This is a genomic window from Corynebacterium nasicanis (assembly GCF_042658165.1).
Classification (GTDB): domain Bacteria; phylum Actinomycetota; class Actinomycetes; order Mycobacteriales; family Mycobacteriaceae; genus Corynebacterium; species Corynebacterium nasicanis.
This window is the reverse complement of sequence record NZ_JBHSQE010000009.1, coordinates 483,136-506,323: the sequence shown is the minus strand read 5'-3', so window position 1 is coordinate 506,323 and position 23,188 is coordinate 483,136. Positions and strand designations below refer to the sequence as shown.

At 69.3% G+C, this 23,188-nt stretch carries 30 protein-coding genes; 7 read left to right on the top strand and 23 right to left on the bottom strand.

What is annotated here, in order from left to right:
* Position 1: 1 nt before the first annotated feature.
* From ACFPUZ_RS11205 to ACFPUZ_RS11195, 3 genes are all read right to left on the bottom strand, one after another.
* Positions 2 to 712: a WecB/TagA/CpsF family glycosyltransferase gene (locus tag ACFPUZ_RS11205; protein ID WP_377001981.1), complete on the bottom strand. Its 711-nt coding sequence runs from the start codon at positions 710 to 712 to the stop codon at positions 2 to 4.
* Positions 709 to 4,092, bottom strand: a complete 3,384-nt coding sequence (locus ACFPUZ_RS11200) for a fibrinogen-like YCDxxxxGGGW domain-containing protein (protein ID WP_377001980.1) — start codon at positions 4,090 to 4,092, stop codon at positions 709 to 711. The genes ACFPUZ_RS11205 and ACFPUZ_RS11200 overlap by 4 nt, the downstream gene beginning before the upstream one ends.
* Before the next feature lie 165 nt (positions 4,093 to 4,257).
* Positions 4,258 to 5,793, bottom strand: a complete 1,536-nt coding sequence (locus ACFPUZ_RS11195) for a flippase (protein WP_377001979.1) — start codon at positions 5,791 to 5,793, stop codon at positions 4,258 to 4,260.
* Between the two features lie 84 nt (positions 5,794 to 5,877).
* Here ACFPUZ_RS11195 and ACFPUZ_RS11190 point away from each other — a divergent pair, with 84 nt between their 5' ends.
* Positions 5,878 to 6,486 (top strand): hypothetical protein, encoded by a 609-nt coding sequence (locus ACFPUZ_RS11190; RefSeq protein ID WP_377001978.1) that lies wholly within the window; start codon positions 5,878 to 5,880, stop codon positions 6,484 to 6,486.
* Here the strand turns inward: ACFPUZ_RS11190 and ACFPUZ_RS11185 are convergent.
* The 18 genes from ACFPUZ_RS11185 to rpsJ form a co-directional block, all read right to left on the bottom strand.
* A complete protein-coding gene (locus ACFPUZ_RS11185; protein WP_377001977.1) occupies positions 6,407 to 7,693 on the bottom strand; it encodes an O-antigen ligase domain-containing protein in 1,287 nt (428 codons plus the stop codon). The two genes, ACFPUZ_RS11190 and ACFPUZ_RS11185, sit on opposite strands and share 80 nt — an antisense overlap.
* Positions 7,690 to 8,955 carry a glycosyltransferase family 2 protein gene (locus ACFPUZ_RS11180; RefSeq protein WP_377001976.1) on the bottom strand — a complete coding sequence of 422 codons (1,266 nt, stop codon included), beginning with the start codon at positions 8,953 to 8,955 and terminating at the stop codon, positions 7,690 to 7,692. The genes ACFPUZ_RS11185 and ACFPUZ_RS11180 overlap by 4 nt, the downstream gene beginning before the upstream one ends.
* A 7-nt stretch (positions 8,956 to 8,962) precedes the next feature.
* On the bottom strand, positions 8,963 to 10,171 hold the full coding sequence (locus ACFPUZ_RS11175; protein ID WP_377001975.1) for a Wzz/FepE/Etk N-terminal domain-containing protein: 1,209 nt from the start codon (positions 10,169 to 10,171) through the stop codon (positions 8,963 to 8,965).
* Positions 10,168 to 11,106, bottom strand: coding sequence for a glycosyltransferase family 2 protein (locus tag ACFPUZ_RS11170; RefSeq protein ID WP_377001974.1), 939 nt, complete (start codon positions 11,104 to 11,106; stop codon positions 10,168 to 10,170). The genes ACFPUZ_RS11175 and ACFPUZ_RS11170 overlap by 4 nt, the downstream gene beginning before the upstream one ends.
* Positions 11,107 to 11,110: 4 nt before the next feature.
* Positions 11,111 to 11,842, bottom strand: a complete 732-nt coding sequence (locus ACFPUZ_RS11165; protein WP_377001973.1) for a CDP-alcohol phosphatidyltransferase family protein — start codon at positions 11,840 to 11,842, stop codon at positions 11,111 to 11,113.
* Positions 11,835 to 12,305 (bottom strand): FAD synthase family protein, encoded by a 471-nt coding sequence (locus ACFPUZ_RS11160; protein ID WP_377001972.1) that lies wholly within the window; start codon positions 12,303 to 12,305, stop codon positions 11,835 to 11,837. Before ACFPUZ_RS11160 ends, ACFPUZ_RS11165 begins: the two co-directional genes overlap by 8 nt.
* 82 nt (positions 12,306 to 12,387) lie before the next feature.
* Positions 12,388 to 13,914: an OFA family MFS transporter gene (locus tag ACFPUZ_RS11155; RefSeq protein WP_377001971.1), complete on the bottom strand. Its 1,527-nt coding sequence runs from the start codon at positions 13,912 to 13,914 to the stop codon at positions 12,388 to 12,390.
* Positions 13,915 to 14,088: 174 nt separating this feature from the next.
* Positions 14,089 to 14,373 carry a 30S ribosomal protein S17 gene (rpsQ, locus tag ACFPUZ_RS11150; RefSeq protein ID WP_040084850.1) on the bottom strand — a complete coding sequence of 95 codons (285 nt, stop codon included), beginning with the start codon at positions 14,371 to 14,373 and terminating at the stop codon, positions 14,089 to 14,091.
* A gap of 3 nt (positions 14,374 to 14,376) precedes the next feature.
* Positions 14,377 to 14,607, bottom strand: a complete 231-nt coding sequence (gene rpmC, locus ACFPUZ_RS11145) for a 50S ribosomal protein L29 (RefSeq protein ID WP_085549422.1) — start codon at positions 14,605 to 14,607, stop codon at positions 14,377 to 14,379.
* Positions 14,607 to 15,023, bottom strand: a complete 417-nt coding sequence (gene rplP / locus ACFPUZ_RS11140) for a 50S ribosomal protein L16 (RefSeq protein ID WP_377001970.1) — start codon at positions 15,021 to 15,023, stop codon at positions 14,607 to 14,609. Before rplP ends, rpmC begins: the two co-directional genes overlap by 1 nt.
* A gap of 2 nt (positions 15,024 to 15,025) precedes the next feature.
* Positions 15,026 to 15,772, bottom strand: coding sequence for a 30S ribosomal protein S3 (gene rpsC, locus ACFPUZ_RS11135; protein ID WP_303358200.1), 747 nt, complete (start codon positions 15,770 to 15,772; stop codon positions 15,026 to 15,028).
* On the bottom strand, positions 15,772 to 16,134 hold the full coding sequence (rplV, locus tag ACFPUZ_RS11130) for a 50S ribosomal protein L22 (RefSeq protein WP_377001969.1): 363 nt from the start codon (positions 16,132 to 16,134) through the stop codon (positions 15,772 to 15,774). Before rplV ends, rpsC begins: the two co-directional genes overlap by 1 nt.
* Before the next feature lie 2 nt (positions 16,135 to 16,136).
* Positions 16,137 to 16,415, bottom strand: coding sequence for a 30S ribosomal protein S19 (gene rpsS, locus ACFPUZ_RS11125; protein ID WP_047252314.1), 279 nt, complete (start codon positions 16,413 to 16,415; stop codon positions 16,137 to 16,139).
* A gap of 15 nt (positions 16,416 to 16,430) precedes the next feature.
* Positions 16,431 to 17,267 (bottom strand): 50S ribosomal protein L2, encoded by an 837-nt coding sequence (gene rplB, locus ACFPUZ_RS11120; RefSeq protein WP_377001968.1) that lies wholly within the window; start codon positions 17,265 to 17,267, stop codon positions 16,431 to 16,433.
* A 23-nt stretch (positions 17,268 to 17,290) separates the two neighbouring features.
* Entirely contained in the window at positions 17,291 to 17,596 is a 306-nt protein-coding gene (rplW, locus tag ACFPUZ_RS11115) for a 50S ribosomal protein L23 (RefSeq protein WP_377001967.1), read from the bottom strand.
* Positions 17,597 to 18,250, bottom strand: coding sequence for a 50S ribosomal protein L4 (rplD, locus tag ACFPUZ_RS11110; protein WP_377001966.1), 654 nt, complete (start codon positions 18,248 to 18,250; stop codon positions 17,597 to 17,599). It lies immediately after the preceding gene.
* Positions 18,247 to 18,903 (bottom strand): 50S ribosomal protein L3, encoded by a 657-nt coding sequence (gene rplC, locus ACFPUZ_RS11105; protein WP_377001965.1) that lies wholly within the window; start codon positions 18,901 to 18,903, stop codon positions 18,247 to 18,249. Before rplC ends, rplD begins: the two co-directional genes overlap by 4 nt.
* A 29-nt stretch (positions 18,904 to 18,932) precedes the next feature.
* The gene (gene rpsJ, locus ACFPUZ_RS11100; RefSeq protein WP_003848085.1) at positions 18,933 to 19,238 is read right to left on the bottom strand and encodes a 30S ribosomal protein S10; all 306 of its coding nucleotides are present in this window, start codon (positions 19,236 to 19,238) and stop codon (positions 18,933 to 18,935) included.
* 541 nt (positions 19,239 to 19,779) lie between these two features.
* On the opposite strand from rpsJ, the gene ACFPUZ_RS11095 reads away from it, so the two are divergent.
* The 6 genes from ACFPUZ_RS11095 to ACFPUZ_RS11070 are packed head-to-tail and all read left to right on the top strand — an operon-like array spanning position 19,780 to position 22,092.
* Positions 19,780 to 20,157, top strand: coding sequence for an Asp23/Gls24 family envelope stress response protein (locus ACFPUZ_RS11095; RefSeq protein WP_377001964.1), 378 nt, complete (start codon positions 19,780 to 19,782; stop codon positions 20,155 to 20,157).
* Positions 20,147 to 20,437: a hypothetical protein gene (locus ACFPUZ_RS11090; RefSeq protein WP_377001963.1), complete on the top strand. Its 291-nt coding sequence runs from the start codon at positions 20,147 to 20,149 to the stop codon at positions 20,435 to 20,437. The genes ACFPUZ_RS11095 and ACFPUZ_RS11090 overlap by 11 nt, the downstream gene beginning before the upstream one ends.
* Positions 20,434 to 20,607 (top strand): DUF2273 domain-containing protein, encoded by a 174-nt coding sequence (locus ACFPUZ_RS11085; protein WP_377001962.1) that lies wholly within the window; start codon positions 20,434 to 20,436, stop codon positions 20,605 to 20,607. Before ACFPUZ_RS11090 ends, ACFPUZ_RS11085 begins: the two co-directional genes overlap by 4 nt.
* Complete coding sequence (locus tag ACFPUZ_RS11080) at positions 20,608 to 21,027, top strand: Asp23/Gls24 family envelope stress response protein (RefSeq protein ID WP_377001961.1); 420 nt, start codon at positions 20,608 to 20,610, stop codon at positions 21,025 to 21,027.
* A complete protein-coding gene (locus ACFPUZ_RS11075; RefSeq protein ID WP_377001960.1) occupies positions 21,017 to 21,538 on the top strand; it encodes a DUF6286 domain-containing protein in 522 nt (173 codons plus the stop codon). The genes ACFPUZ_RS11080 and ACFPUZ_RS11075 overlap by 11 nt, the downstream gene beginning before the upstream one ends.
* Complete coding sequence (locus ACFPUZ_RS11070) at positions 21,535 to 22,092, top strand: Asp23/Gls24 family envelope stress response protein (RefSeq protein WP_377001959.1); 558 nt, start codon at positions 21,535 to 21,537, stop codon at positions 22,090 to 22,092. Before ACFPUZ_RS11075 ends, ACFPUZ_RS11070 begins: the two co-directional genes overlap by 4 nt.
* On the opposite strand, the gene ACFPUZ_RS11065 is transcribed toward ACFPUZ_RS11070, so the two are convergent.
* Both ACFPUZ_RS11065 and panD read right to left on the bottom strand, forming a co-directional pair.
* Positions 22,089 to 22,751: a hypothetical protein gene (locus ACFPUZ_RS11065; RefSeq protein ID WP_377001958.1), complete on the bottom strand. Its 663-nt coding sequence runs from the start codon at positions 22,749 to 22,751 to the stop codon at positions 22,089 to 22,091. The two genes, ACFPUZ_RS11070 and ACFPUZ_RS11065, sit on opposite strands and share 4 nt — an antisense overlap.
* A gap of 14 nt (positions 22,752 to 22,765) precedes the next feature.
* Positions 22,766 to 23,173 carry an aspartate 1-decarboxylase gene (panD, locus tag ACFPUZ_RS11060; protein ID WP_377001957.1) on the bottom strand — a complete coding sequence of 136 codons (408 nt, stop codon included), beginning with the start codon at positions 23,171 to 23,173 and terminating at the stop codon, positions 22,766 to 22,768.
* Between the last annotated feature and the right edge of the window lie 15 nt (positions 23,174 to 23,188).

Here is a 23,188-nt window from a genome sequence, read left to right as displayed (position 1 = left end):
CCTAAGCGGGGCGCGAGACCTCCAGGCAGGTGGGGCCGGGCGTCGCGCCGATCCGGCGGAGCGCCGCGACATACGTCCGGTGCTCGCGGAGGCTGGTGAGGGCGTCCAGGGTGTAGCGGCGCAGGAGGCGGCGGGGCTCGTGGAGGATCCGCCACGCCCACCCGAGCCGGAAGCGGTGGATCCAGGCGGGGAAGTACTGCTCCTTCCGGGAGAACTGGTCGATCCACCCGCCGGCGGTGCAGATCACCGCCGTGGGGAATTCCCGGTGCAGTTCGACGGCCACCTCGTCCTGCAGGCCCGCCCCCAGGCCGAGGACGATGACGTCGGGGGCGAATGCCCGCAGCTCCTCCGGGTCCCGCCGCAGCTGCTGCAGTTGCCCGAAACCGTCCCAGGCGCGGACGCGGTGGGCGTCGATACGCGTCGCGGCCGTCTCCGCCACCCCGGGCGCGGCGCCGATGAGCGCGACCGCGCTGCCCGGCGCGAGCACCTCGCGAAAGAAGACGGGAAGCACCAGGTCGGCCGAGGTCCGGCCCACGTCCCATCCCGCGCGGCGCAGCAGCAGCTGGAGCAGGGTGCCATCGATACCGATGCAGGTGACCTGGGCGAGCGCCCGCCAGTCCGCGTGTTGGATGGACCAGTGGTTCAGCCAGGTGACCACGGTCCCGGGCTGTGCGATTCGGTGGGCCAGGATGCGTACCGGATCATTGTTCATGGGACGAGCACCTCCGCGGAGAGTTCAAAGGTCAACGACGGCGTGGAGCGGTAGTTGAGGTGGGTCTCCACCGCGATGCGGTGGACCCCGGCCGAAAGCTCACTGAGGGGGATGTCGATGACGAGGGGGTCGCCGATGGCGGCGGCCGTACTCACGGCCGCGTCTGCGTACGTGAGATGGTCGACCACGCCCGGCGGGAGGCGCTTTCTCCCCACCTCCTGCCCGTTGAGGCGCACCAGGGCGCCGTCGTCCGCCCGGGCGCTGATCCGCAGATACGCCCCTGCCGGGGCGCGGGCGGGATCGAAAGTGACATCCTTGACGAAGTACGCCGTGCGCGGCCGCTGCGCCGCGGGAACGTCCAGCAGCGTGACGACGCCCGCGTGTCCCCACCCGATCGGGGCCACCCCCTGCGCCCAGGTCGACAGGTCCGCGTCGGTGTCCCACCCGAGGGGCGGGGCCTGCGTCTCGAAGCGGTAGGACCAGGTGGATCCCTCCGCGAGATGGAAGCGCTCCTCCGGCTCCGGGGCCGGGTTCGGGTCGGTGATGAGCAGGGAGGCGTCGAAGGACATGGTGGGGCTGGTCCGGAAGTTGAGGTGGGTCTCCGCGGCGAGCACGTTCCGGCCCGGCCGCAGCAGAGCAGAGGGGATGTCCACCCGGACGCGGGAGGCCTGCGCCGCCGACGTCGAGATCGCGGCATTCGCCCGCGTCCCCGCATCCACCGGCCCCTCCGCCATCCGGGTGCGGTGGAGTTCCTGGCCGTTGAGGTAGACCACGGCCCCGTCATCGGCGACGTAGTCGAGGGTGGCGGTGGTGAAGGCGGTGGGATCGGCGACGTGGAACTCGTGCGCGAACCACGTGGTGATCGGACGGGTGGCCGGCTCCGTGGGTGTGACCGCCGTGGCCAGGCCCGGGTCGCCGTAACCGATGGGCACCGCCCCCTGCGCCCAGGCGGAACGATCGGCGTCGAGGGTGTTCCAGTTCGCGGCGGGGGTGCCCTGGCTGTAGGAGTACTGCCACACGGCGCCACCGTCAATGAGGACCGGCGAGGACGGATCCTCCTCCCCCTCGCCGGGCGCCAGCCACACGGGTGTGGAGGCCGAACGGTTCCCGGCGGCGTCGACCGCCCGCACGAAGAAGCGGTCCTCGCCGCCCCGGGGGACCACGGCGGAGTCGCCGGGGGCGGTGGCGACGACGCGGTCGTCGCGAAGAATCTCGTAACCGACGGCGTCGGGGACGGTCGTCCACCGCAGGTGGACGGTGTCGGCGGTGACGCCGGAGGACCACACCCGGGCGGGCGTGTCCGGGGCGAGGGCGTCACGGGCGGGGTAGCGCACCCAGCCGCCGTTCCACTGCGCGGAATTCAGCGCGGTGCGCGATCCCACGAAGTCGCCGCCGACCCACAGGGCGCCGTCGGAGGCGAGGAAGAGGCTCCACGCCCCGGCGTTGTTCGACTGCAGCAGGTAGGGCGAGAATTCGCCGAGCTGCTGGCCCGTGCGGGCGTCCCAGGCCCCCAACCAGCGGATGGCGTCGACCCGGCTCCAGTCGGCGTTCATGTTCGGCCACAGATAGGCGCCCTCGTAGGTGTTGTGGGAGCAGTGGCAGCCCGCGTACGCGATGTCCCCGTCGGATTCGATCGCCTGGACGTCACCGCCGAGCTGCTTGGTGATCGACCCGGACACCCGCTCCAGCGAGGAGGGATCGAAACCGAAGAGGCTGTGCTCGGAGCCGCCGACGAACAGGAGCCCGCCGGTGTCCATGATGGCCTGCTGGTAGTTGCTGCGCTCGACGGAACTGCCGGTGAAGACCCAGTCGGAGGCAGGCAGCGCCCCCGGCTGCGTGGACAGCGCCGCCGCCTTCATGGCCGTGTTGCCCGCCGACCGGGTGAAGTAGCCCGCCGCGTAGAAGCGGTCCCCCGCCGCGGAGGCGTCTGTGTCAATATCGACGACCGTGCCGTTGAACTCGGGATTCCAGGAGCGGTCCGGGGTGCCGTCGAGGCGCACGCGCCCCGCCGCGCGGGAGTAGGAGTTGGCGACGTTGTTGGCGGACAGGTGGGTGAAGTTGCCGCCGACGTAGATGAACTCCCCGCCCAGCGCGAGCGAGGTGACGCTGACGATGCCGGAACTGAGGCGGCTGGTGATGTCGAGGGTCCAGCTCGGGTCGATCTCCCCGGTGACCGGGTCGAGCACCACCGTGGCCACGTGGCGTTGCCCGTTGACGTTCTTGAAGTCGCCGCCGACGAGCAGGCGGCCGTCGGGAAGCGCGAGCAGGGCCTTGACCTGGTTGTCGAACTCCACCCGGAAGCCCTCCCGCAGCTCGCCGGTGGCGGCGTCAAAGGCCGCCAGCGCGCTGCGCGGCTCCATCCGTCGGGAGGGCCGCTGCTCGGCGTGGGTGAAGTTGCCGCCCACGAACACCGTCCCCCCGATCTCCGCGAAGGCCTGCACCGGGGCGTTGCCCTCGGCCGTGCGGCCGTTGAGGTTGCCGGTGACACCCCAGGAGGTCGGCGAGGCGAAGTTGGAGGCCATCGCCCGTTGCGCCGTGGCCGCCGTGCCCTCGTCCGGGATACGCGCGAAGTTGTCCCCGGAACTGATCTGCGGTCGCAGGTAGAGCTCTGAATAAGGCAGGGGCGAGATACCGTTGCGGGACCACAGGTAGTTCCCGGGGCTGGTGGTGCCGCCCGGAACGCTCGTGCCGTAGCCGAAACCCAGGTGGTAGTCGCGGGACGCGGGCAGGGAGAGGTCAACGCGATTCCAGGCCGCATCGGTGCCGAAGCTCACCTCGAAGCGGGCCCCCGTGAGCCAGGGGCCGTTGTCGAAGCGGTAGCCGGCGACTATGTCCTCGGTGGGCAGCGCCCAGCTCCAGCCAGTCATGCGGGTGGGGCGCATATCCACCGTCTGCCAGCGGGTGCCGGCGCTGTCCCGGGCGCGGACCACCCGCATGCCCTCGGCCAGCCCGGAGACCGGCTTCCCGTCGAGAAGGCCGTCGATAGTCCGGGCGGGCAGCTGGGCGGGCGGGAAATCGGCGGGGCTGCGCCCGCGGCTCAGCAGCCTGCTCACGTCACCGCGTCCGTCCGGGAACCGCTCCCAGCCCTCCCGGCCCTGGCCGATGAGGACCCACCCGCCGCCGTCCATCTCCTGATCGCAGAAGAACTCCTGGGGCGCGGGCATCGTCGGGGTGAGCAGCCAGTAGGGCCCGCTGGGCAGCTCGGGGAAGTTCTGCTTGAGATCCCAGCAGGACCCGGCCGCGGTGGCGGGGCTCTGGCCGTTGCGCACCGGCGTCTGGGGCTGCGCGCGGGCCGGCGCGAGGACAGCGGCCACCAGGGCGAACAGGAGAACGCACGTGCCGAGGACGCGGAGCATGCGGTAGGTCAGGACAGCGTTCATGGGCAGCGGGGTCACCTCACGTCAAACGATGGCATCCTCCAGCCGCGGGCTGCGGGCTGCGGCCTGTGAGCCGGAGGGGCCGATTGCAGGGATTCTCGCACATTCGCCCGCACTTTCCGCTACTTGTCCGCACAATTTCTCGGCCCGTACCCCCGCGGCGCTCCCTCAGCTCCGGGAGCGCCGGGAAAGCAGCATCTCGCGCAGCCCGGCGAGGCGCAGCGCGTCGCGTGCGACCCAGCAGGCGCCGAGGAAGAACACCGCCCCGATTCCGGCGGCCAGCAGGAGGGTCCACAGGGACATCCCCCCTGCCCAGACGCTGAGCAACGCCGGAAACGCGCAGGTGAGCAGCACAATGAGGAGGGGCCGGAGCACCGTCCACAGGGGCGCCCGGATGCCGAGGAAGTGGTGGACCTCCCAGAGGGCGAGGGCGGCGTCGACAAGCATGCTCAGGGCCCACACCGCCGCCGCCCCCTCGATGCCCCACACCGGCACGACCAGCAGGTTGCCTGCCACGTTGATCGCCAGCACCACCAGCTTGTTGAACGCCGCCCACCCGCTGCGACCGCTCATGATGAGGAGGGAATGGATGTTGCCCGCCAGAAATGTCACCATCATTCCCACCGCCAGGATGCTCAGGGCGAGGGAGCCCGCGCGGAACTCCGGCCCCAGCAGTTCCAGGAACACCGGCGAGAACACCGCCAGCAGCACGTAGACGGGCGAGGCGACGAGCACCAGCCAGATCGTCGCGGTCACGTAGAGGTCGCGCGCTGCGTCGTCACGCCGCTGATGCAGCAACGAGGAGAAACGCGGCGAGACGACGACCCGCAGCGCGGCATCGACAACGAGCCCCGCCTGGATGAAGCGGGCGGCGCCGCCGTAGATGCCCGCGGCCTCGTCGCTGAGCAGCCAGCCGATGAGGAGGACGTCCACCCAGATGATGGCCTGTTCCAGCCCGGCGGAGGCCGTGCGGGGAGCAGCGAAGGAGAGGATGTCCCGCAGCTGCGCCCGCGTGGGCAGTACCCGTCCGCCGACTCCCCCCTCTGCGCGGCGGACATGACCCGCAACGAGCAGGGCCGCCACCAGACCCATGATGGCCAGCGGCAGGGCCCACGCCACCGACACCACCACCGCGGAGCCGGTCGCCACGGCCGCCACCGCCACCGCCGGGGGTCGCAGCGCCGGGATGGCGATGTTGCTCACCAGCACGTACTCCTTCACCGACCCCAACGCCCGCAGGATCGCGGCGGCGATGATGACCAGCGCGCCCACCGGAAGGAACACCGCGAGCGCCCGCACCGAGGCCGACACCGGATTCCCCTCCCCCGGCCACAACAGCGGCGCCGCGAACTGGAGGCCCACCGCCAGCGCGGAACTGACCACGCCCGCCAGGAGGACGAAGGCCATGACGGTCGAGCGGATCCGCTGGACGTCATCGAGCCGGACCCGCGGGAGCAGGTAGATGGCGGTGGAGTCCAGTCCCACCTTGGCGAAGGCGAGGACGACGGCGAACACGCCCGTCGCCTGGAACACCACCCCGGTGCCCTCCGCGCCGAGCAGGCGCGTGATCACCACCGTGAGCAGGAAGCCCAGCGCCGCGCTGCTGGCGGATCCGAGAAAGCCGAGTCCGCCGCCGCGGACCAGCGAACGCCGCTCCTGCTCGTGTTCCTGCGGGAGGGATCCTCCGGGTGTCTCTGCAGTCATGGCCTTCGTCGATTCCGCAGGATGATGCCGCTCCCGCGATAGGATGTGGGCATCCGAGCACCCGCCAGTTCCCCGGGAGTCCCCATGTTGCGACACCGCGCCGCCGCCCTGGTCACCGTCACCGCAGTCTTCTTTCTGGGGGCCTGCGACGGCAGTTCCGGGTCCTCCGCCCCTCCCGCCTCGACCTCGGCGACCTCGGCGCCTACCGCGACGAGCACGGCGCCTGCCCCGGAGGTGACCCCGACCTCCACCGCGGTGACCTCCACGGTGGAAGCTCCGACACCCGACTCCCCGGCGGGCCCGGACGCGTCGGTCGTCGAGAATATCCTGCAGACCACGTGGGCGAGCCTGGGCGATCCCGGGGCGGAACTGGACTTGAGCCCCGTCCTCACCGGCACCGCCCTCGAGGACGTGCAGAACCAGCGCCAGGAATGGATCATCAACGAGTGGCACCAGGAGGGCATGGCGCGGATCGTCTCCACGGAGATCGAGCACACCGCGGATCCGGCCGTCGTTCTGGCCCGCGTCTGCGTGGATTCCGCGGGCGTCGAGGTCAAGGACGAGAACGGTGCCACGGTCAACTCCGACATCCCGCCGGAGGAACAGCGCTCGCTCATGCTGGCCACCTTCTCATTGGTCGAGGGCCGGTGGAAGCTCGCCGAGCGCCAGTTCCCGGACGATCCCCGCTGCTGAGCGCGGTATCCGGGCGCAGGCCCAGGGCGATGACGACGAAAGAGACCATGATCCCGGTCATCATGCCGTAGAAGATCGTCTCCACCACGGTGGCCAGGACGATCCCCCCGAGCACCGACCCCACCACGTCGCGGCGCTGCACCATGAGGAGGAAGGCCCCGAGGAGGAATCCCAGAAACAGCGCCGCCCCGACCACGCCATGGGAGTAGAGCACGGTCCACAGCTGCCCCTGGGTGCCCAGGGACGGCAACCAAGGCTCCTCCGCCGGGCGGGGCGAGCCGTAGCCGACGACGGGTGAGTGCCAGACGGCCTCCACCGTGGCCCGGTAGAGGGCGAGCCGGTCGACGGTGGAGTAGGTGGTGTCCACCCGGGCCAGCAATAAGGACCCCAACGGGGAGAGCAGCCACGCGGTCGCCGCCCCGGCCGCCACGGCGAGCCCGCCGAGGGCCGTGAGCACCCTCCCCCGCCGCACCGCCTGCAGCGCCACCCAGAGGAGGACGACGCCCAGGCCGATGAACATCCCTCGGTTGAGGGTGCTCAACGCCGGGTAGACGCTGGCGAGGACGACGAAAACCACCGGCCACCGCGCCCGCGTGTGCCACGCCAACCACAGGTGCAGAAGGACGAGCGGCAGCACGAGGGAGTAGACGTTGCCCCACGTGTTGGCGTAGAGGAAGGGCGCGACGGGCCGGACCGCCTGATCGATCCACGCCGCGGGGTTCCAGTGCGTCATCCGGCGGATGATCATCTGCTCGACGAGCTCGTTGCGCGCCAGGGAGGCCGGCATGACCCACGACGCCGGGGTGCGGATGACCGCCTGCGGGAAGGCCAGCGCCAGGTAGCCCACCGCGCTCATCCCCGCGAGGAACCACACCATCGCCCGGGTGACGTTCCATACGGTCAGGGAGTGTCGCGCGTGGTAGGTGTGCAGTGCCAGCAGGCCAGCGGAGATGTAGAGCAGGAGGCGGTAGACGGCGCCGATGAAGCGCCCGGCGGAATCATTCATCACCAGGGTCACCGCCACCCACGCGACGAAGAGGAACCACCACAGGAACACCGGGGGAATCCGCACTCCCCGGGCTCCCACCCACATCGCGAGGATAACTGCTCCCGCGATGATCCACACGAAGTCGCCGATCCCGAGGACCCACCACAGCACATAGGCCGCGAAGGGCAGCAGCACCGGTGCGGCGAGCCGGGCCGTCATCGCCCGTCCCCCGCCGGTCGGCGCAGACGCTCCCGCAGGTACAGGAAGGGCCCCTGCAGAAAGCCCCGGATTTCCGCCCGGCTGAGAGCGGCGGGCACGTCCTCGTCGCGGCCCTGCATGCGTTCGGTTCCCGGCGCGACACGTGCCAGCACAGCGGGGATGCGGCGCAGCAGGCGCGGGAGCTCACCCGGGTGCCGGAGCACCGCCGTGAGAAGCAGCGCCGCCATGCCCGTGCCGTTGCCGTGAATCTGCGCCTGCAGCCCCGCCATGTCCCGCCGGTGCACGTGGTGGACGACGGCGTCCGGGGTGTACACGATCGGCAGGCCGGCGCGCAGGACCCGGGCGAAGGCGTCGAGATCCTCCCCGCCGCGGGTCCGGGTGCCGGCCCCCAGGGATTCGTCGAAGTGTCCCAGGGCCGCCACCCCCGCCCGACTGAAGGCCATGGACACCCCGGCGCCGACCCGGGCCGTGGCGAAGGGGAACAACGGCCCGCCCTCCCCGGGCTCGCCCAGCTCGGCGATCCGAGCGCCGGGCGGGGTGAGCGACCACACCACCGGGGTGAGGCCCCGGGGGAACCCGCCCCGGGACTCGAAGAAGCGTTGGGGGCGGCTGAGCAGCTCAGCCGCGAACGCCGGGCCGGTGACCGCGCCGATCTCCCCTGCCGGCGCCGCGGCGAAGACGTCGAGGAGGGAGCCGAGCCACCGGGGGTCCGGCAGGGCGTCATCGTCGGTGAAGGCCACGACCTCACCGGTGGCTTCCTGCAGCCCCCGGTTGCGGGCGCGGGACAGGCCCGGGCGGGGTTCCGGAATGATGCGCAGGCGGGGATCCCGGTACCCGGCCAGCAGCCGGGGCACGTCGCCGGAGGAGGGATTGTTGTCCACCACGATGAGCTCGAGGTGTGGATGGCTCTGCCCGAGCACTGCCCGCACGGCCAGCGGCAACAGCGGGTTCTTGCCCAGGGTGCACAGCACGATCGTGGCCGGCAGGTCCCTTCCGCCGTCGAGGCGCCACCCGCGGGACGGCAGACCGGGGGGAGTCTCGGCCACGGCCCGTTCGGCGAAGCCCCGGGCGCCGTCGAGTGGGACGTGCGCGAGCGTCCTGCCCCGGCCGCGGACGAGCACCTCGGCCCGGGCCGCGTCCTCGTCGCCGGAGAGCACCGTCACTTCCCCGGTGTCCCTGTCCACCACCGCCACCAGGCTGCGCTGCGGGTCAGGATCCTCCGGGGCGGGAAGATCGCGGAGGAGCGCCTGCGTCCTGTCCACGCCGGACCTAGCTTTCGAGCCCAGTGGGCACGGCGGCGCGGGCGTCGGCGACGACGGCGCCCACCAGCGTGGCCCCCATCCCGCGGAGGTCCTCGGCCAGGCCGCGCAGCTCCGCCTTGGGCCAGGTCGGGGGCACCACGAGGACTCCCCGGCTCAGGCCCGCCAGGTCCCGCAGCACCTCCGCGCGCGCCTGGTTCAGGTCGATCCGCCGGGTGGGGCCGGCGGCAGCGAGGGCGTCGGCGGCGGCGCGGGCGTCGTAGTTGCGGTCGTCGACAAGCACGAGCAGCGGTGCCCCCGCGACGGTGCCGTGCTGGGCGATGGTCGCGGCGGCGTCCCAGCGGCGCGTGTCTCCATAAGGGCCCTGGGGCCGCAGCAGGTCGACCCCGAGCAGGTCGCGGACGTCATCGGCGTGGGAGGCGACCCGGTCCACGCGGTGCCGGACCGCCGCCATGACGACACCGGCGAACAGGCCGCCGAGAAGCCCGAGCGCGATGACGCGCCACAGGACGGGGGAGGTGGACACCTCGGCGCTGGAGGCGGGGGTGATGATCTCCCCGGCGCGGGTGCTCACATCGCTCCACGTCGCCCGGCGCTGCTGCAGGGCCAGGACACCGGCGTCGATCGTGTCGATGCGCACGGCGGTGGCGACATCCCCGGCGGGCGAGGAACGCACCAGTTCCCGCCGCTCCTGCTCGTACTGCGCGATCCGCTCGTCGATGCTCTCCACCATGGCTTCCGCCCGCTCGCTGACGAGAGTGCCGCGCACCTCCAGGTACGCGCGCGCCACGGCGTCGGCGCCGAGGATCGCCCGCTCGCGGTCGCTCGCCGCGTAGGACACCCCGAGGACGGAGCTCGAGGGATCTCCGGAGACCGAGAGGCCGGAGCCGATGTCCGAGGCGCGCCAGCCCGCGCCGAGATCGCGCGCCGCGCCCTCGGTGGTCAGCGCGGAGGCGGCGAGCTGCCGTTCGGTGGGAATGTCCACGAGGCTGGACACCGCCCGCCCCTCGGGCACGGGTTCGCTGCCCAGGGCCGTGATGTTCACCCGCGCGGTCGCGGTATAGGTCGGCGGTGTGAGGAGGAGATAGGCCACGCTGAGCACCAGTCCGAGGACCGTGCCCAGCAGGATCCACTTCCGGCGGCGCCGGAGGATCGTCGCGAAGAGGGAGCCGTCCAGGGAGTTGTCGCTGAACTCGGGTCCCGCATGTGTGACAGTCATTTCTGTGCCGCTCCTTGTCCGTGTCCTTGTCCGTGAATGTTCGCTGGCCGGTACCCACGGACCCAGGCGCTTCTCTCCCGCAGGCGGTGCCGCAGGAGGGGTCGGGCGGTGGGCGGGGCGTTGTCGATGGCGGTGAGCAGGCGCTCCCGGAAGGTCTGCAGGGCGCTCTCCCGCTCCTCGGGGGCGAGGTGGGCGAGCGTCACCAGGCGCGGCAGGCGCGCCCCGGTGAGCTGCTCGCTGAGGTCCGCGAAGGCCTCTGCCTGGAGCGGATCGTGCCACGAGCGCCGCGCCCACTCCGGGTCCGCCGTGATCTGCTGCGGGTGGTGCCGGTAGATGAGCGCGCTCAGGGGCAGGCGCCGTAGGCCGACGCCGGCCGCGGCCAGCCGCAGCCACAGGTCGTAGTCCTCCGCGGGCACGGCACGGTAGTTCCCCACGCGCTCAAGAGCTTCTCGACGCCCCACCATCGTCGGATGCGACACCGGGTTGGTCAGCAGCAGATGGAGGGGAAACGCCTGCGGGCCGATGCCGAGCGGGGCCCCCGGGACCAGGGTGCGCCCGGTGGAGCGCATGATCTGGGTGAACACCACATCCGTCCCGCGCCGCAGGGCCGGCAGGGACGTGGCGAAGCGCCAGGGCAGGGTGATGTCATCGGCGTCCATCCGGGCGACCACTGCCGAGTCGGTCTCCGCGAGCATGCCGTTGAGCGCGTGAGCGAGGCCCCCCGCCCCGGGGCGGGAGTCCACCCGCAGCCGGGGATCGACCACCCCTTTCCGCGTGCCTGCGGCCAGCGCCCGCTCGGCCGTGGCATCCGTCGAGCCGTCATCGAGCACGTGCAGCACGGCGTCGGCGGGCAGGGCGCGCAGGGTGGAGGAGACGGCCGTCGCGATGGTGGCGGCGGCGTTGCGCGCCGGGAGAAGCACCGTCAGGTGGGGCATGGTCTCATTCCTGCCCGCCGGAGGTATCCAGGGCCAGCAGATCCCGGTGGCGGCGGCGCAGGGAGATCGCCGAATGCGCCAGGGCCGTGAGCGCCAGGAGGGTGTAGACCGCCGCGAAGAGCGGGACCCAGCCCCACAACACGAAGGACCAGGTGAGGGTGCCGGGGTCGGTGGGCAGGAGGACCCAGGAGCGGAGGTCTCCCCCGCGGGTCTGGCGCCGCCCGGCCTTGCGTACGAAGGCCTCCGCGAGGATCTGGCTGAGGAACTGACCGCTGGTGACCAGGGAATAGGCCAGGGCGACAAGCGCCAGCCACCAGTGTTCGGGACGATGGAGCATGAGCGCCACGGCGGTCGCCACGTGCAGCGCCGGGGAGCGGAAGGCGTCGACGACGTGGTCGATCCACTCGCCGGTGCGCGACGCCGTGCCGGACAGCCGCGCCAGCTGCCCGTCGGCGGAGTCGAAGAGGTAGCCGGCTGCCAGGAGCGCGGCGACGGGCAGGCCGAGCATCGGGGACGGGGGGAACGCCAGCAGGAGGATCATCCCCGTCACCGACAGCGCCGCCGACATGGCGGTGACCATGTTGGGGGTCCAGTGCGAGGCGTAGCCGACGGCGGCCACCACGCGGGCGCCCCGGCGGTTGACCCAGCGCGTGTAGGCGGGAACACCCTCGCCTGTCTTCTGCGCCCCGTCGAGGGATTCCTTCGCCCAGCGGTAGCGCTCGCCCCAGCTACTCACCGCCGGGCCTCCCGCCTTCGGCCAGGTCCTTGAGCAGAAACTCGCGGAGCACCGAGGAGGAGGTCGTCGGGGTGTAGGGCAGGTAGACCACTTCGGCGCCCACCTCTGCGAGCTCGCGCTCGAGCCGGGCGCCCTTGTCCGTGCCCTTCCAGTCGTCGCCCTTGAAGAGGACGTCGAAGGGACGGCGCTGCCAGGCCAGGCGCTTGTCCTGGTCCCGGTCCTCGACGACCTCGTCGACGAAGCGCAGGCTGCGGACGATCTGCTTGCGCTCCTCGCAGGGGATGACCGGAAGCCGGCCCTTCATGCGCTGCAGCGAATCGTCGGTGGCCACGCCCACCACGAGGTGGGTGCACAGGTCGCGCGCCGCGATGAGGATGTTGATGTGCCCGACGTGCAGCATGTCGAAACCACCCGGGACGTAGCCCACCACGGAGCGGGCCTGCGACCCGGATTCGCTTGACATGAATACAATCCCCCTCGATAGGCGACAAAGTTATACATACGCTATCACCACCGGAATCGGACTCAGGCCCACGCACCTGTCTCTACATGAACAGGCCGGCCGCCTTCACCGCGGTCTGGAAGAGACCGAAGGCGAGGCTGGCACCGATGAACAGCGCCAGCACCAGGGACACGAGCGAGTGGACGGCGCCGGCGTTACCGCCCGTGCGCCCCGCTTCCTTGGCCTCGGCCTCGACCTGGAGGACGGCCTGGCGGTCGGCCTCGATCTTGGCCTCGACGATTTCGGGATCGACGAAGTGCTTCTCCGACACCGGACGGATGAGGAAGTTGGCGATGAAGCCCACGGCCAGGACACCGGCCATGATGTACAGGCTGAGCTGGTAGAGGTCCTGGCCCGACAGCCCCCGGGCGGCCTGGTTCTCGACGACCATGTTGACGATGAGCGGACCCGCGATGCCGGCCGCCGACCAGGCGGTGAGCAGACGCCCGTGGATGGCACCGACCTGGTAGACGCCGAACATGTCGCGCAGGTAGGCGGGGATCGTCGCGAAGCCGCCGCCGTAGAAGGACAGGATGACCAGCGCCGCGATGACGAACAGCGCCATGGACGACGCCCCGAGGGTGGCGATGAGCAGGTACATGAGCAGGCCGACGCCGAGGTAGACCATGTAGATGTTGCGGCGGCCGATCCAGTCCGACACCGACGACCACACGAAGCGGCCACCCATGTTGGTCAGGGACAGCAGCCCGACGAAGCCCGCGGCCGCGCCGGCGGCGATGTGCGGGAAGTAGTCGCCGATCATGGGGGCGGCGTTCTCCAGGATGCCGATACCGGCGGTGACGTTGGTGAAGAGCACGACCCACAGCAGCCAGAACTGCGGGGTGCGGATCGCCGTGTTGGCGGCGACGCTGCCCGCGGTCTGCATCGGCTTGGCCTGCGCGGTGGAGGAGTCATAGCCCTTGGGACGCCAGTCGGGGTGCGGGAGGCGGATGGCGTAGGCGCCGAGGGCGATGACGATGAGGTAGAGCACGGCCAGCGTGAGGAAGGTCTGCGGGAGACCATTCGCCAGCTGCGAGGTCTCGGTCCCGCCGCCGAAGAAGGCCATGAGCGAGTTCGACGCCGGGCTGGCGATGAGCGCACCGCCGCCGAAGCCCATGATGGCCAGGCCGGTGGCCAGGCCCGGGCGGTCGGGGAACCACTTCATCAGGGTCGACACCGGTGAGATGTACCCGATGCCCAGCCCGATACCGCCGATGAAGCCGTAGCCGAGATAGACCAGCCACAGTTGGCCGGAGTAGATGCCGAGGGTGGCCACAAAGAAGCCCACCACCCAGAATGCGCCGGACACCGCCATGGAGACGCGGGGTCCGACGCGCTCGACCCAGGTGCCGGCGATGGCAGAGGACAGGCCGAGCATGCCGATCGCCAGGGAGAAGATCCAGCCGACCGCGACCTCCCGGACCGCGAAGAAGTCCATGAGGGGCAGCTTGAAAACACTGAAGGCGTAGACCTGTCCGATCGACAGGTGGATGGCCAGGGCCGCTGGCGGGATCAGCCAGCGGTTGAATTCCGTGGGAGCAATGATGGCGCTCCGGGACATGAAGGACATGAAGTACCTCGTCATTGTCGAGACTAGAAGGGAGCGCGGGAATCCCGCACACTCTTGTGACTCGCGTCATATTACAAGGTCGGCATCTATTCTGCCCATGATTTGTATTATCAACGCAGAAACCCCGCACCGAAGTGCGGGGTTTCGACAGTCTCGGCGTCGATAAGCGAAGGGCTACTTGGCCTTCTCGACGATCTCGATGAGACGGAAGTGCTTGTCCTTGGACAGCGGGCGGGTCTCCTGGATGCGGACGCGGTCACCGATGCCGGCGATCTCGTCCTCATCGTGCGCCTTCACCTTGGAGTTGGTGCGCAGGATCTTGCCGTAGAGAGCGTGCTGCTTGCGATCCTCGAGCTCGACGACGATGGTCTTCTGCATCTTGTCAGAAACCACGTAGCCGGTGCGGATCTTGCGAGCGCCCTTCTCCTTCTTGTTCTCGTTCACGTTTGCCTCACTCATGATTTAAGCCTCAGCTCCCGGAACGACGGACAGGCCCAGCTCACGCTCGCGGATAACGGTGTAGATGCGGGCGATGTCGCGCTTGACCGTGCGAAGGCGACGGTTGTTGGTCAGCTGACCGGTGGCCAGCTGGAAGCGCAGGTTGAACAGCTCTTCCTTGGCCTCGTTCAGGCGGGTCTCCAGCTCAGCGGCGTCAAGCTCGCGGAACTCGAAAGCAGGGGTACCGGTTGCCATTAGAACTGGTCCTCCTTCTTGATGATGCGGACCTTGCAGGGCAGCTTCTGGCCGGCGCGGCGCAGAGCCTCGAGGGCGGTGGCCTCGTCCGGGTAGGACATCTCGAAGAGGATGCGACCCGGCTTGACGTTGGCGACCCACTTCTCGACGGCGCCCTTACCGGAACCCATACGCACACCGAGTGCCTTCTGGGTCAGCGGACGGTCCGGGAAGATGTTGATCCACACCTTGCCACCACGCTTGACGTGGCGGTTGATGGCGATACGTGCGGACTCGATCTGACGGTTGGTGACGTAGGCCGGCTCGAGAGCCTGGATGCCGTAGTCACCGAAGGTGATCCTGTTGCCGCCCTTGGACACGCCCGAACGGTGCGGACGGTGCTGGCGACGGAACTTCACGCGCTTGGGGATAAGCATTCTTAACCCTCCTGCTTCTGCTCGGCGCGCTGGCGACGCTGGCCGCCACGACGCGGGCGTGCGTTGCGGTCACCGCGGCCACGGCGCTCGGCCGGGGCGTTGATCTCGGACTCGCGACGGCCGCCGACGACGTCACCCTTGTAGATCCACACCTTGACGCCGATACGGCCGAAGGTGGTGTGGGCCTCTGCGGTGCCGTAGTCGATCTCGGCACGCAGGGTGTGCAGCGGGACGCGACCCTCGTGGTAGCGCTCGACGCGACCCATCTCGGCACCGCCGAGACGGCCGGCGCACACGACCTTGATGCCCTTGACCTGCGGCTGGCGCATGGCGGACTGGATGGCCTTACGCATGGCGCGACGGAACGCGACACGGTTGACCAGCTGCTCAGCGACGGACTGGGCGACCAGTGCGGCGTTGGCGTCGATGTTCTTGACCTCGAGGATGTTGAGGGCGACCATCTTGCCGGTGAGCTTCTCCAGCTCACGGCGGATGCGGTCGGCCTCAGCACCGCGACGACCGATCACGATGCCCGGGCGGGCGGTGTGAATGTCGACGCGGACGCGGTCACGGGTGCGCTCGATGACGACATCGGCGATACCGGCGCGCTCCAGTCCCTTGGACAGGAAGTCGCGGATCTTGATGTCCTCGGCGACGTAATCTGCGTAGCTCTTCTCGGCGAACCAGTGGGACTTCCAGTCGGAAGTGATGCCCAGCCGGAGGCCGTGAGGATGAATCTTCTGGCCCACTACTTGGCCCCTTCCTTCTGGCTCTCAACCACAACGGTGATGTGGCTGCTGCGCTTGCGGATCTGGAAAGCACGGCCCTGAGCGCGCGGCTGGAAACGACGCATGGTCGGTCCCTCGTTGGCGTAAGCCTCGGAGATGACCAGGGTGCGCGGGTCCAGGCCGAAGTTGTTCTCGGCGTTGGCGGCTGCGGAGGCGACAACCTTGGCGACTGCCTTGGCTGCGTCCTGCGGAGCGTACTTGAGGATCGCGAGTGCCTCGGAGACGGACTTGCCGCGGACGAGGTCCAGGACGCGACCGGCCTTCATCGAGGAGGTGCGGACGTACTTGGCCGTCGCGCGTGCGGAGGTGATGGTGTCACTCATCGCTATCGACGTCCCTTCTTGTCGTCCTTGATGTGACCCTTGAAGGTCTTGGTGGGTGCGAACTCGCCCAGCTTGTGGCCGACCATGGAGTCGTCCACGAACACCGGCACGTGCTTGCGGCCGTCGTGGACGGCGAAAGTGTGGCCGATGAAGTCCGGGAGAATCGTGGAGCGGCGGGACCAGGTCTTGATGACCTGCTTGGTGCCGGCCTCGTTCTGAGCATCCACCTTGTTGAGGAGGTGCTCATCGACGAACGGGCCCTTCTTAAGGCTGCGTGGCATATCGTTTACCTCCTCTTAGCGCTTCTTGTTGGACCGGCGACGACGCACGATCATGTTGTTGGAGTAGCGGTTCGGGTTGCGGGTGCGGCCTTCCTTCTGGCCCCACGGCGACACCGGGTGGCGGCCACCCGAGGTCTTGCCCTCGCCACCACCGTGCGGGTGGTCGACCGGGTTCATGACGACACCACGGACGGACGGGCGAACGCCCTTCCAGCGCATACGGCCAGCCTTGCCCCAGCGGATGTTGATCTGCTCGGCGTTGCCGACCTCGCCGACCGTGGCACGGCAGCGGATGTCGACGCGGCGGATCTCGGTGGACGGCATACGCAGAACCGCGTAGGTGCCCTCCTTACCCAGCAGCTGGATGGACGCACCAGCGGAACGTGCGAGCTTGGCGCCGGCGCCCGGCTTCAGCTCGACGTTGTGGATGGTGGTACCGGTCGGGATGTTGCGCAGCGGCAGGTTGTTGCCCACCTTGATGTCGGCGTTGGCGCCGGACTCGATGACGGTGCCCTGCTTCAGGCCCTTGGGGGCCAGGATGTAGCGCTTCTCGCCGTCGAAGTAGTGCAGCAGCGCGATGTTGGCGGTGCGGTTCGGGTCGTACTCGATGTGAGCGACCTTGGCCAGCACGCCGTCCTTGTCGTTACGACGGAAGTCGATGACGCGGTAGCGACGCTTGTGTCCGCCACCCTTGTGACGGGTGGTGATGTGGCCGTGCACGTTGCGGCCACCGGTCTTGTGGATCGGGCGCAGCAGAGACTTCTCCGGGGTCGAACGAGTGATCTCGTCGAACATGGAGACGGAGCTCTGGCGGCGACCCGGGGTTGTCGGCTTGTACTTACGAATAGCCATAATGTGTCCTTTTCTCTCGACCCTTAGGAGGCGGAGCCGCCGAAGATGTCGATGGAGTCGCTGCCCTCACGGAGAGTCACGTAGGCGCGCTTGGTGGCCTTGCGCTGACCGAAACCGGTGCGGGTGCGCTTGCGCTTGCCCTCACGGTTGGCGGTGTTGACGGAATCCACCTTCACGCCGAAGATCTGCTCCACGGCAATCTTGATCTGGGTCTTGTTGGAGGCCGGGTCGACGAGGAACGTGTAGACGTTCTGCTCCATCAGACCGTAGGACTTCTCCGAGACGACCGGCGCGATGATGATGTCGCGCGGGTTGGCGATCTTAGCCATTTAGTTCTCCTCCTGGTCCGCAACAGCGTTGCGGTTGATGAAGGCGTGCAGCGCCTCAACGGAGAACACGACGTCGTCCGACTTGAGGACGTCGTAGGTGTTGAGCTGGCCGGCATCCAGGATGTGGACGCCGGGCAGGTTGTTGGCGCTGCGGCGGGCGTTGAGGTCCTCGCGGCCGACAACCAGCAGAACCGACTTGCGGTCGGTCAGGCGCTCGATGAAGGTGCGTGCCGACTTGGTCGACGGAGCCTGGCCGGGGACGAGCTCGGTGATCACGTGGATACGTGCGTTCCGTGCGCGGTCGGTCAGGGCGCCTGCGAGTGCGGCGGCCTTCATCTTCTTGGGGGTGCGCTGGCTGTAGTCGCGCGGCTTCGGGCCGTGCGAGATGCCGCCGCCGGTGTAGTGCGGTGCGCGGATCGAGCCCTGACGGGCGCGGCCGGTTCCCTTCTGGCGGTACGGCTTGCGGCCACCACCACGGACCTCAGCACGGGTCTTGGTGGAGTGGGTGCCCTGGCGGGCGCCGGCGAGCTGGGCGTTGACGACCTGGTGCATCAGAGCGATGGACACCTCACGGTCGAAGATCTCGGCCGGCAGCTCAACCTGGCCGTCGGTCTTACCGTCAGCGGTGTGGACGTCGAGCTTCAGATTGGTCATGCGTGAGCACCGCCCTTCACTGCGGTCTTAACGGTCACGATGCCGCCCCGGTTGCCCGGGATTGCGCCCTTGATGAGCAGCAGGTTGGCATCGGCGTCAACCTTCTGAACCTTGAGGTTCTGGGTGGTGACGCGGTCAGTACCCATGCGGCCGGCCATGCGCTTGCCCTTGAAGATGCGACCCGGGGTCGCGGCAGCACCGATACCGCCGGGGCGGCGGTGGGCGGCCTGGTTACCGTGGGAGGCACCCTGACCGGCGAAGCCGTGGCGCTTCATGCCGCCGGCGAAGCCCTTACCCTTGGAGGTGCCGGTGACGTCGACGAACTTGACGCCGTCGAAGATCTCGACGGTGATGTCCTGTCCGAGCTCGTAGCCGGAGACGTCGTCCATGCGGATTTCCGTCACGTGGCGACGCGGGGTGACGCCGGCCTTCTTGTAGTGACCGGCGGCAGGCTTGTTGGCCTTGCGCGGGTCGATCTCGCCGTAGGCGATCTGGATGGCGTTGTAGCCATCGGTTTCCGTGGTGCGAATCTGGGTCACAACGCACGGCCCAGCCTCGACGACGGTGACCGGGATGACCCGGTTCTCCTCGTCGAAGATCTGGGTCATGCCGAGCTTGGTGCCCAGAATGCCCTTGATCTCGTTTTCACTCATTATTTATTCTCCGCCAAGTTTCTCGTCGATCACTGAATGTTCACGTCGACGCTGGCCGGAAGGTCGATGCGCATGAGGGCATCAACCGTCTTCGGCGTCGGGTCGAGGATGTCGATCAGGCGCTTGTGGGTGCGCATCTCGAAGTGCTCGCGAGAATCCTTGTACTTGTGGGGAGAACGAATAACGGCGTACACGTTCTTTTCGGTGGGCAACGGCACCGGGCCAACGACGCGGGCACCCGTACGGGTGACGGTCTCGACGATCTTCTTAGCGGATGCGTCGATCGCCTCGTGGTCGTAGGCCTTAAGCCGAATGCGGATTTTCTGTCCGGCCACGCTTATCCTCTTCCTCGCTTGTCCCACATCCTTGATGGAGCGGTGGGAATTCGCTTCTCGATTTCTCTATAACGTTGTCCGGGCTATGGGGCCTGGGCGCAACGCCAGTTACTGACTGCCATGACTGGCCGGGAGGTTCCGGGGTGAGACAAACAACATCACCGGGAGTGCTCCTGACGGGGTACAAGACCCGTTAGTCAAGTAGGAAGGGAACGTATATCTCGCGATAAGCGTGGGCCCTCGTGTACTGCCGCTGTTTATTTGCCATGCCCCTTCTCCGGTCTCCACTCTCGGGTGTGTCGAACCTTGACGGTGACCTTGACCCGATACGCGGAGCCTTCCCAGCCTGCCCTGACGGACTGCCTGACGAAGGTGTCATGTTCGCCTCACCAGCGACGATGTCTCCCAGGCTGCGCCCGGGCACATGTCGTGTTAAAGCAACCCATGTATTAAAGCACGTCACGCGCCGGAAACACAATCCGCCCGGGCAGAACTACTATGGGGATCACGCACACGTCGATAATGTTGCAGGAGTCACATCATGTCGGAGCTCAACCCCACCCTGCCCGCCGACTCCGGTCGGGGCGTCACCCTCATTGAGGATGTCGTGGTGTCCAAGATCGCCGGCCTCGCCGCCCGGGAGGTCTCGGGGGTCCACGCCCTGGGGGGCGCCGGCTCCCGCACCGTCGGTGGCCAGCAGTCGGGGGTCCACGTGGAGGTCGGCGAGCGGCAGGCCGCCGTGGACGTGGCCATCGTCGCGGAGTACGGGGTCGCCATCCATGACCTCGCCGAGGCGGTCCGCGGCAACATCATCACCGCCGTCGAGCGCATGACGGGTCTGCAGGTGACCGAGGTCAACGTCACGGTCCATGACGTCCACCTGGACCTCGGCCCAGAGGAGGAACCTGATGTCCGTTAGCGCCCCGCTCGCCGCGCGCATCGCCGCGGCGGTCCGGGCCGTGCCCGGGGTGGCCGACCTCCATGCGGGCCGCTACGGCGAGGTCGCCATGCTCTATCCCCGCCAGCGCGTATCCGGGCTCCGTCGGACCGCGCAGGCCCTCGAGGTCTACGTCGTCGTCGATCTCGCCGCCCCGCGTCCGCTGGCGGACATCGACGCGGAGGTCCGCGCCGTCATCGCCCCGCTTATCGACGCCCCCGTCACCCTCTGCTTCGCCGACGCCCGGGAGCCGGCGGCATGAACCACACGCGGACGGGTCTCATCCTCGGGCTGGCGCTGGCCTTCGCGGTGATCCTCGGCGGTTGGGCGGGCCTGTTCTGGGCGCTGCTCTTCGGCGGGCTCGGCGCCGCGCTCGGGGCGCATCTCGACGGCCGCCTCGACCTGCGCGCCCTGCTCCGGGGGCGTGAGTAGATGGCCGTGCGCATATCCGAGCGGGCGGTCAGCCGGATCGTCGCCGCCGCCGCCGATTCCGTCCCCGGCACCACCACGCTGGGACGCAGCCTGGCCGGGCGCACGTATCCGCGTTACGACGTCATCGTCGACGACCTCAGCGGGACCTGCTCCGTCGAGGCCTTCATCGCCGTCGTGTGGCCCGCGCCCCTGACCGCGGTGGCGACGACCGTGCGCCGCACCATCGCCGACTGGGTCACCGACATGACGGGGCTGACGGTCACGCAGGTCAACGTCGTCGTCGGGCCGGTGGTGCCGGATGTGCCGGTCACCGCCTCGGCCGTGGCGGCGCATCCCACGCGCCCCCGCCTGCGCCCGGTGAGCACTCCCCCGCCGCCCCGGCTGCGGCCCATCACGGTGAGGAGCCACCGTGTCCGGTAGAGCTCCCCGCGCGAATCCCTGGGCGCGCCATGTCGCCATTCTCATCGGGGTGGCCCTGTGCGGGGTCGCCGTGGTGTGCGGGCGCGAGATCTGGCTGCGCAACTCCACCTCGATCGACTGGGACACGTGGGTCGAGCCGGTCACCATGACCATCGGCAACGCCACCTTCCAGCCCTGGATGCTGCCCGCCGGCGCCGCCGCGGTGCTCCTCGGGCTCTTCCTGGTGTGGGTGGCCGTGCGTCCCCGGAGCCTCACCCACCGCGCGGTCCGTTCGGAGGCGTCACTGTGGATTCGCCCCGTGGACATCTCCCGGCTGCTCAGCGCCACCGCGCGCCGCGTGCCCGGTGTCGCCACCGCCCGGACGCATCTGTCGGGCAGCACGGCGCACGTCACGGTCACCGGCCATGAGGGCGACCTGGCCCCGCTGGTCGACAACGCACTCTCCCACACCACGACCGCCCTGGGGCTGGGCCTCACGGTGCGGGTGCGTCAGGTGGAGGCCGCCGAGTGAACCGCCGGATCAACTACTTCGACCGCATCGTGGTGCTGCTCGTCGGTCTGCTCATCCTCGCCGGCGGGGCGTGGGCCGTGGGGCTCTACCTCGACGTACCGCTCGCGCAGCGACTGACCGACATCATCAACTTCCCCGCCTGGCGGGCCGCCCCGGACCAGCCCTGGTTCGACTGGGCGCTGGCGGGGCTCATGGTGGTCAGCGCCCTCCTCGGCGGCTGGCTCATCGCCCTCAATGTCCGGCGCTACCGCCTCAGCCGCATCACCTCCCCGACCTCGGACGCATCCGGCACGATCACCCTCAACCTGGCCACGCTCGCCGGGGCCGTGGCCAAGGAGCTGGAGGAGCATCCGCGCGTGGACTCGGTGCTGCACAGCGTGACCGAGTACTGGAACCGCCCGACGATGACCATCACCGTCCGCGCGCGCCCCGGGGCGGACATCCTCGCGCTGCGCGAGACCCTCGAGGCCGCCGAGCGGGACGTCCGGGCGGCCATCCCCGGCATCGACGTGGACACCGTCTACCGGCTCCACCTGCTGCCGCCGGACGCTTAGGCCTCGACCACCAGGATCTGCCGCACCGCGGCGTAGTCCACCCCTCCCGGTTGCACGGTGAACGCCTCCCCGGGAGTGCAGCGCAGCAGCTGCTCCCAGGAGCGGGACTCCTGGCGCAGCTCCCGCCGCCCCGCCGCGAAGTGCTCGAGCGCCCCCGAGAGCAGAACCTGGGAATCATCCTCCAGGACAATGAGGTACACCGCGTCGCCCATCGCGCGCCGGCGAAGGCCGTCGAGGGAGGTCACGGAGGCGGTGGGGGTGGCGTCGAGAAGCGTGATGCGGCTGAGCACGCCGAGTCGGTGCTCGATGCCGTCCGCGGAGGTGAGCACGAGGGGACCGCCGACGACGGCGGTGCGCACCGTGGCGTAGTCCCACACGCCCGGCTGGGTGGTGACGCCGGGGCGCCGGGCGATGATCCGCCAAGGGTCGACCGTCACCCGGTGGGCGGGCTCTTCGGTCTGGAGGAGGTAGCGGGCGGTGACGCGGGCGTCGATAAGCGGCAGCTCCCCGGGGTGCTGCCGCTCGAGCTCGGCGAGTTCGCAGAGCAGGTCCTCATCGCTGGAGCCCCAACCGATGCCGCGGTTGGCCAGCATGGCGAACAGCGTCGCCAGTGACACGTCCGCCTGCCCTTCCCAGGCCCGGCGCACCGCGTCGAGCACCCGCGGATCGTGCATCAGAAACGGGCGGAGACGGTGTCCGAACCCGGGACGGCCTCGGCGAGGTCATTGCCCAGGGCGACGATGCGGTTGTCCGCGTCGACGTGGACGATGCGCGGCTCGTACTCCAGGGCCTCCTCGAGGGTGGCCTGCAGGTAGGAGATGAGGATGACGATGTCACCCGGGTGAATGAGGTGCGCGGCGGCACCGTTGATGCAGATCTCGCCCGTGCCGGGACGGCCGGTGATGACGTAGGTCTCCAGGCGGGCCCCGTTGGTGACGTCGACGATGGCGACCTTCTCCCCCTCGATGAGGCCGGCCGCGGCGAGCAGGTCAGCGTCCACCGTGACGGAGCCGACGTAATTGAGGTCGGCCTGCGTGACGGTGGCGCGGTGGATCTTGGCGCCGAGAATCGTTCTGAGCATGGGAAAGAAGATACC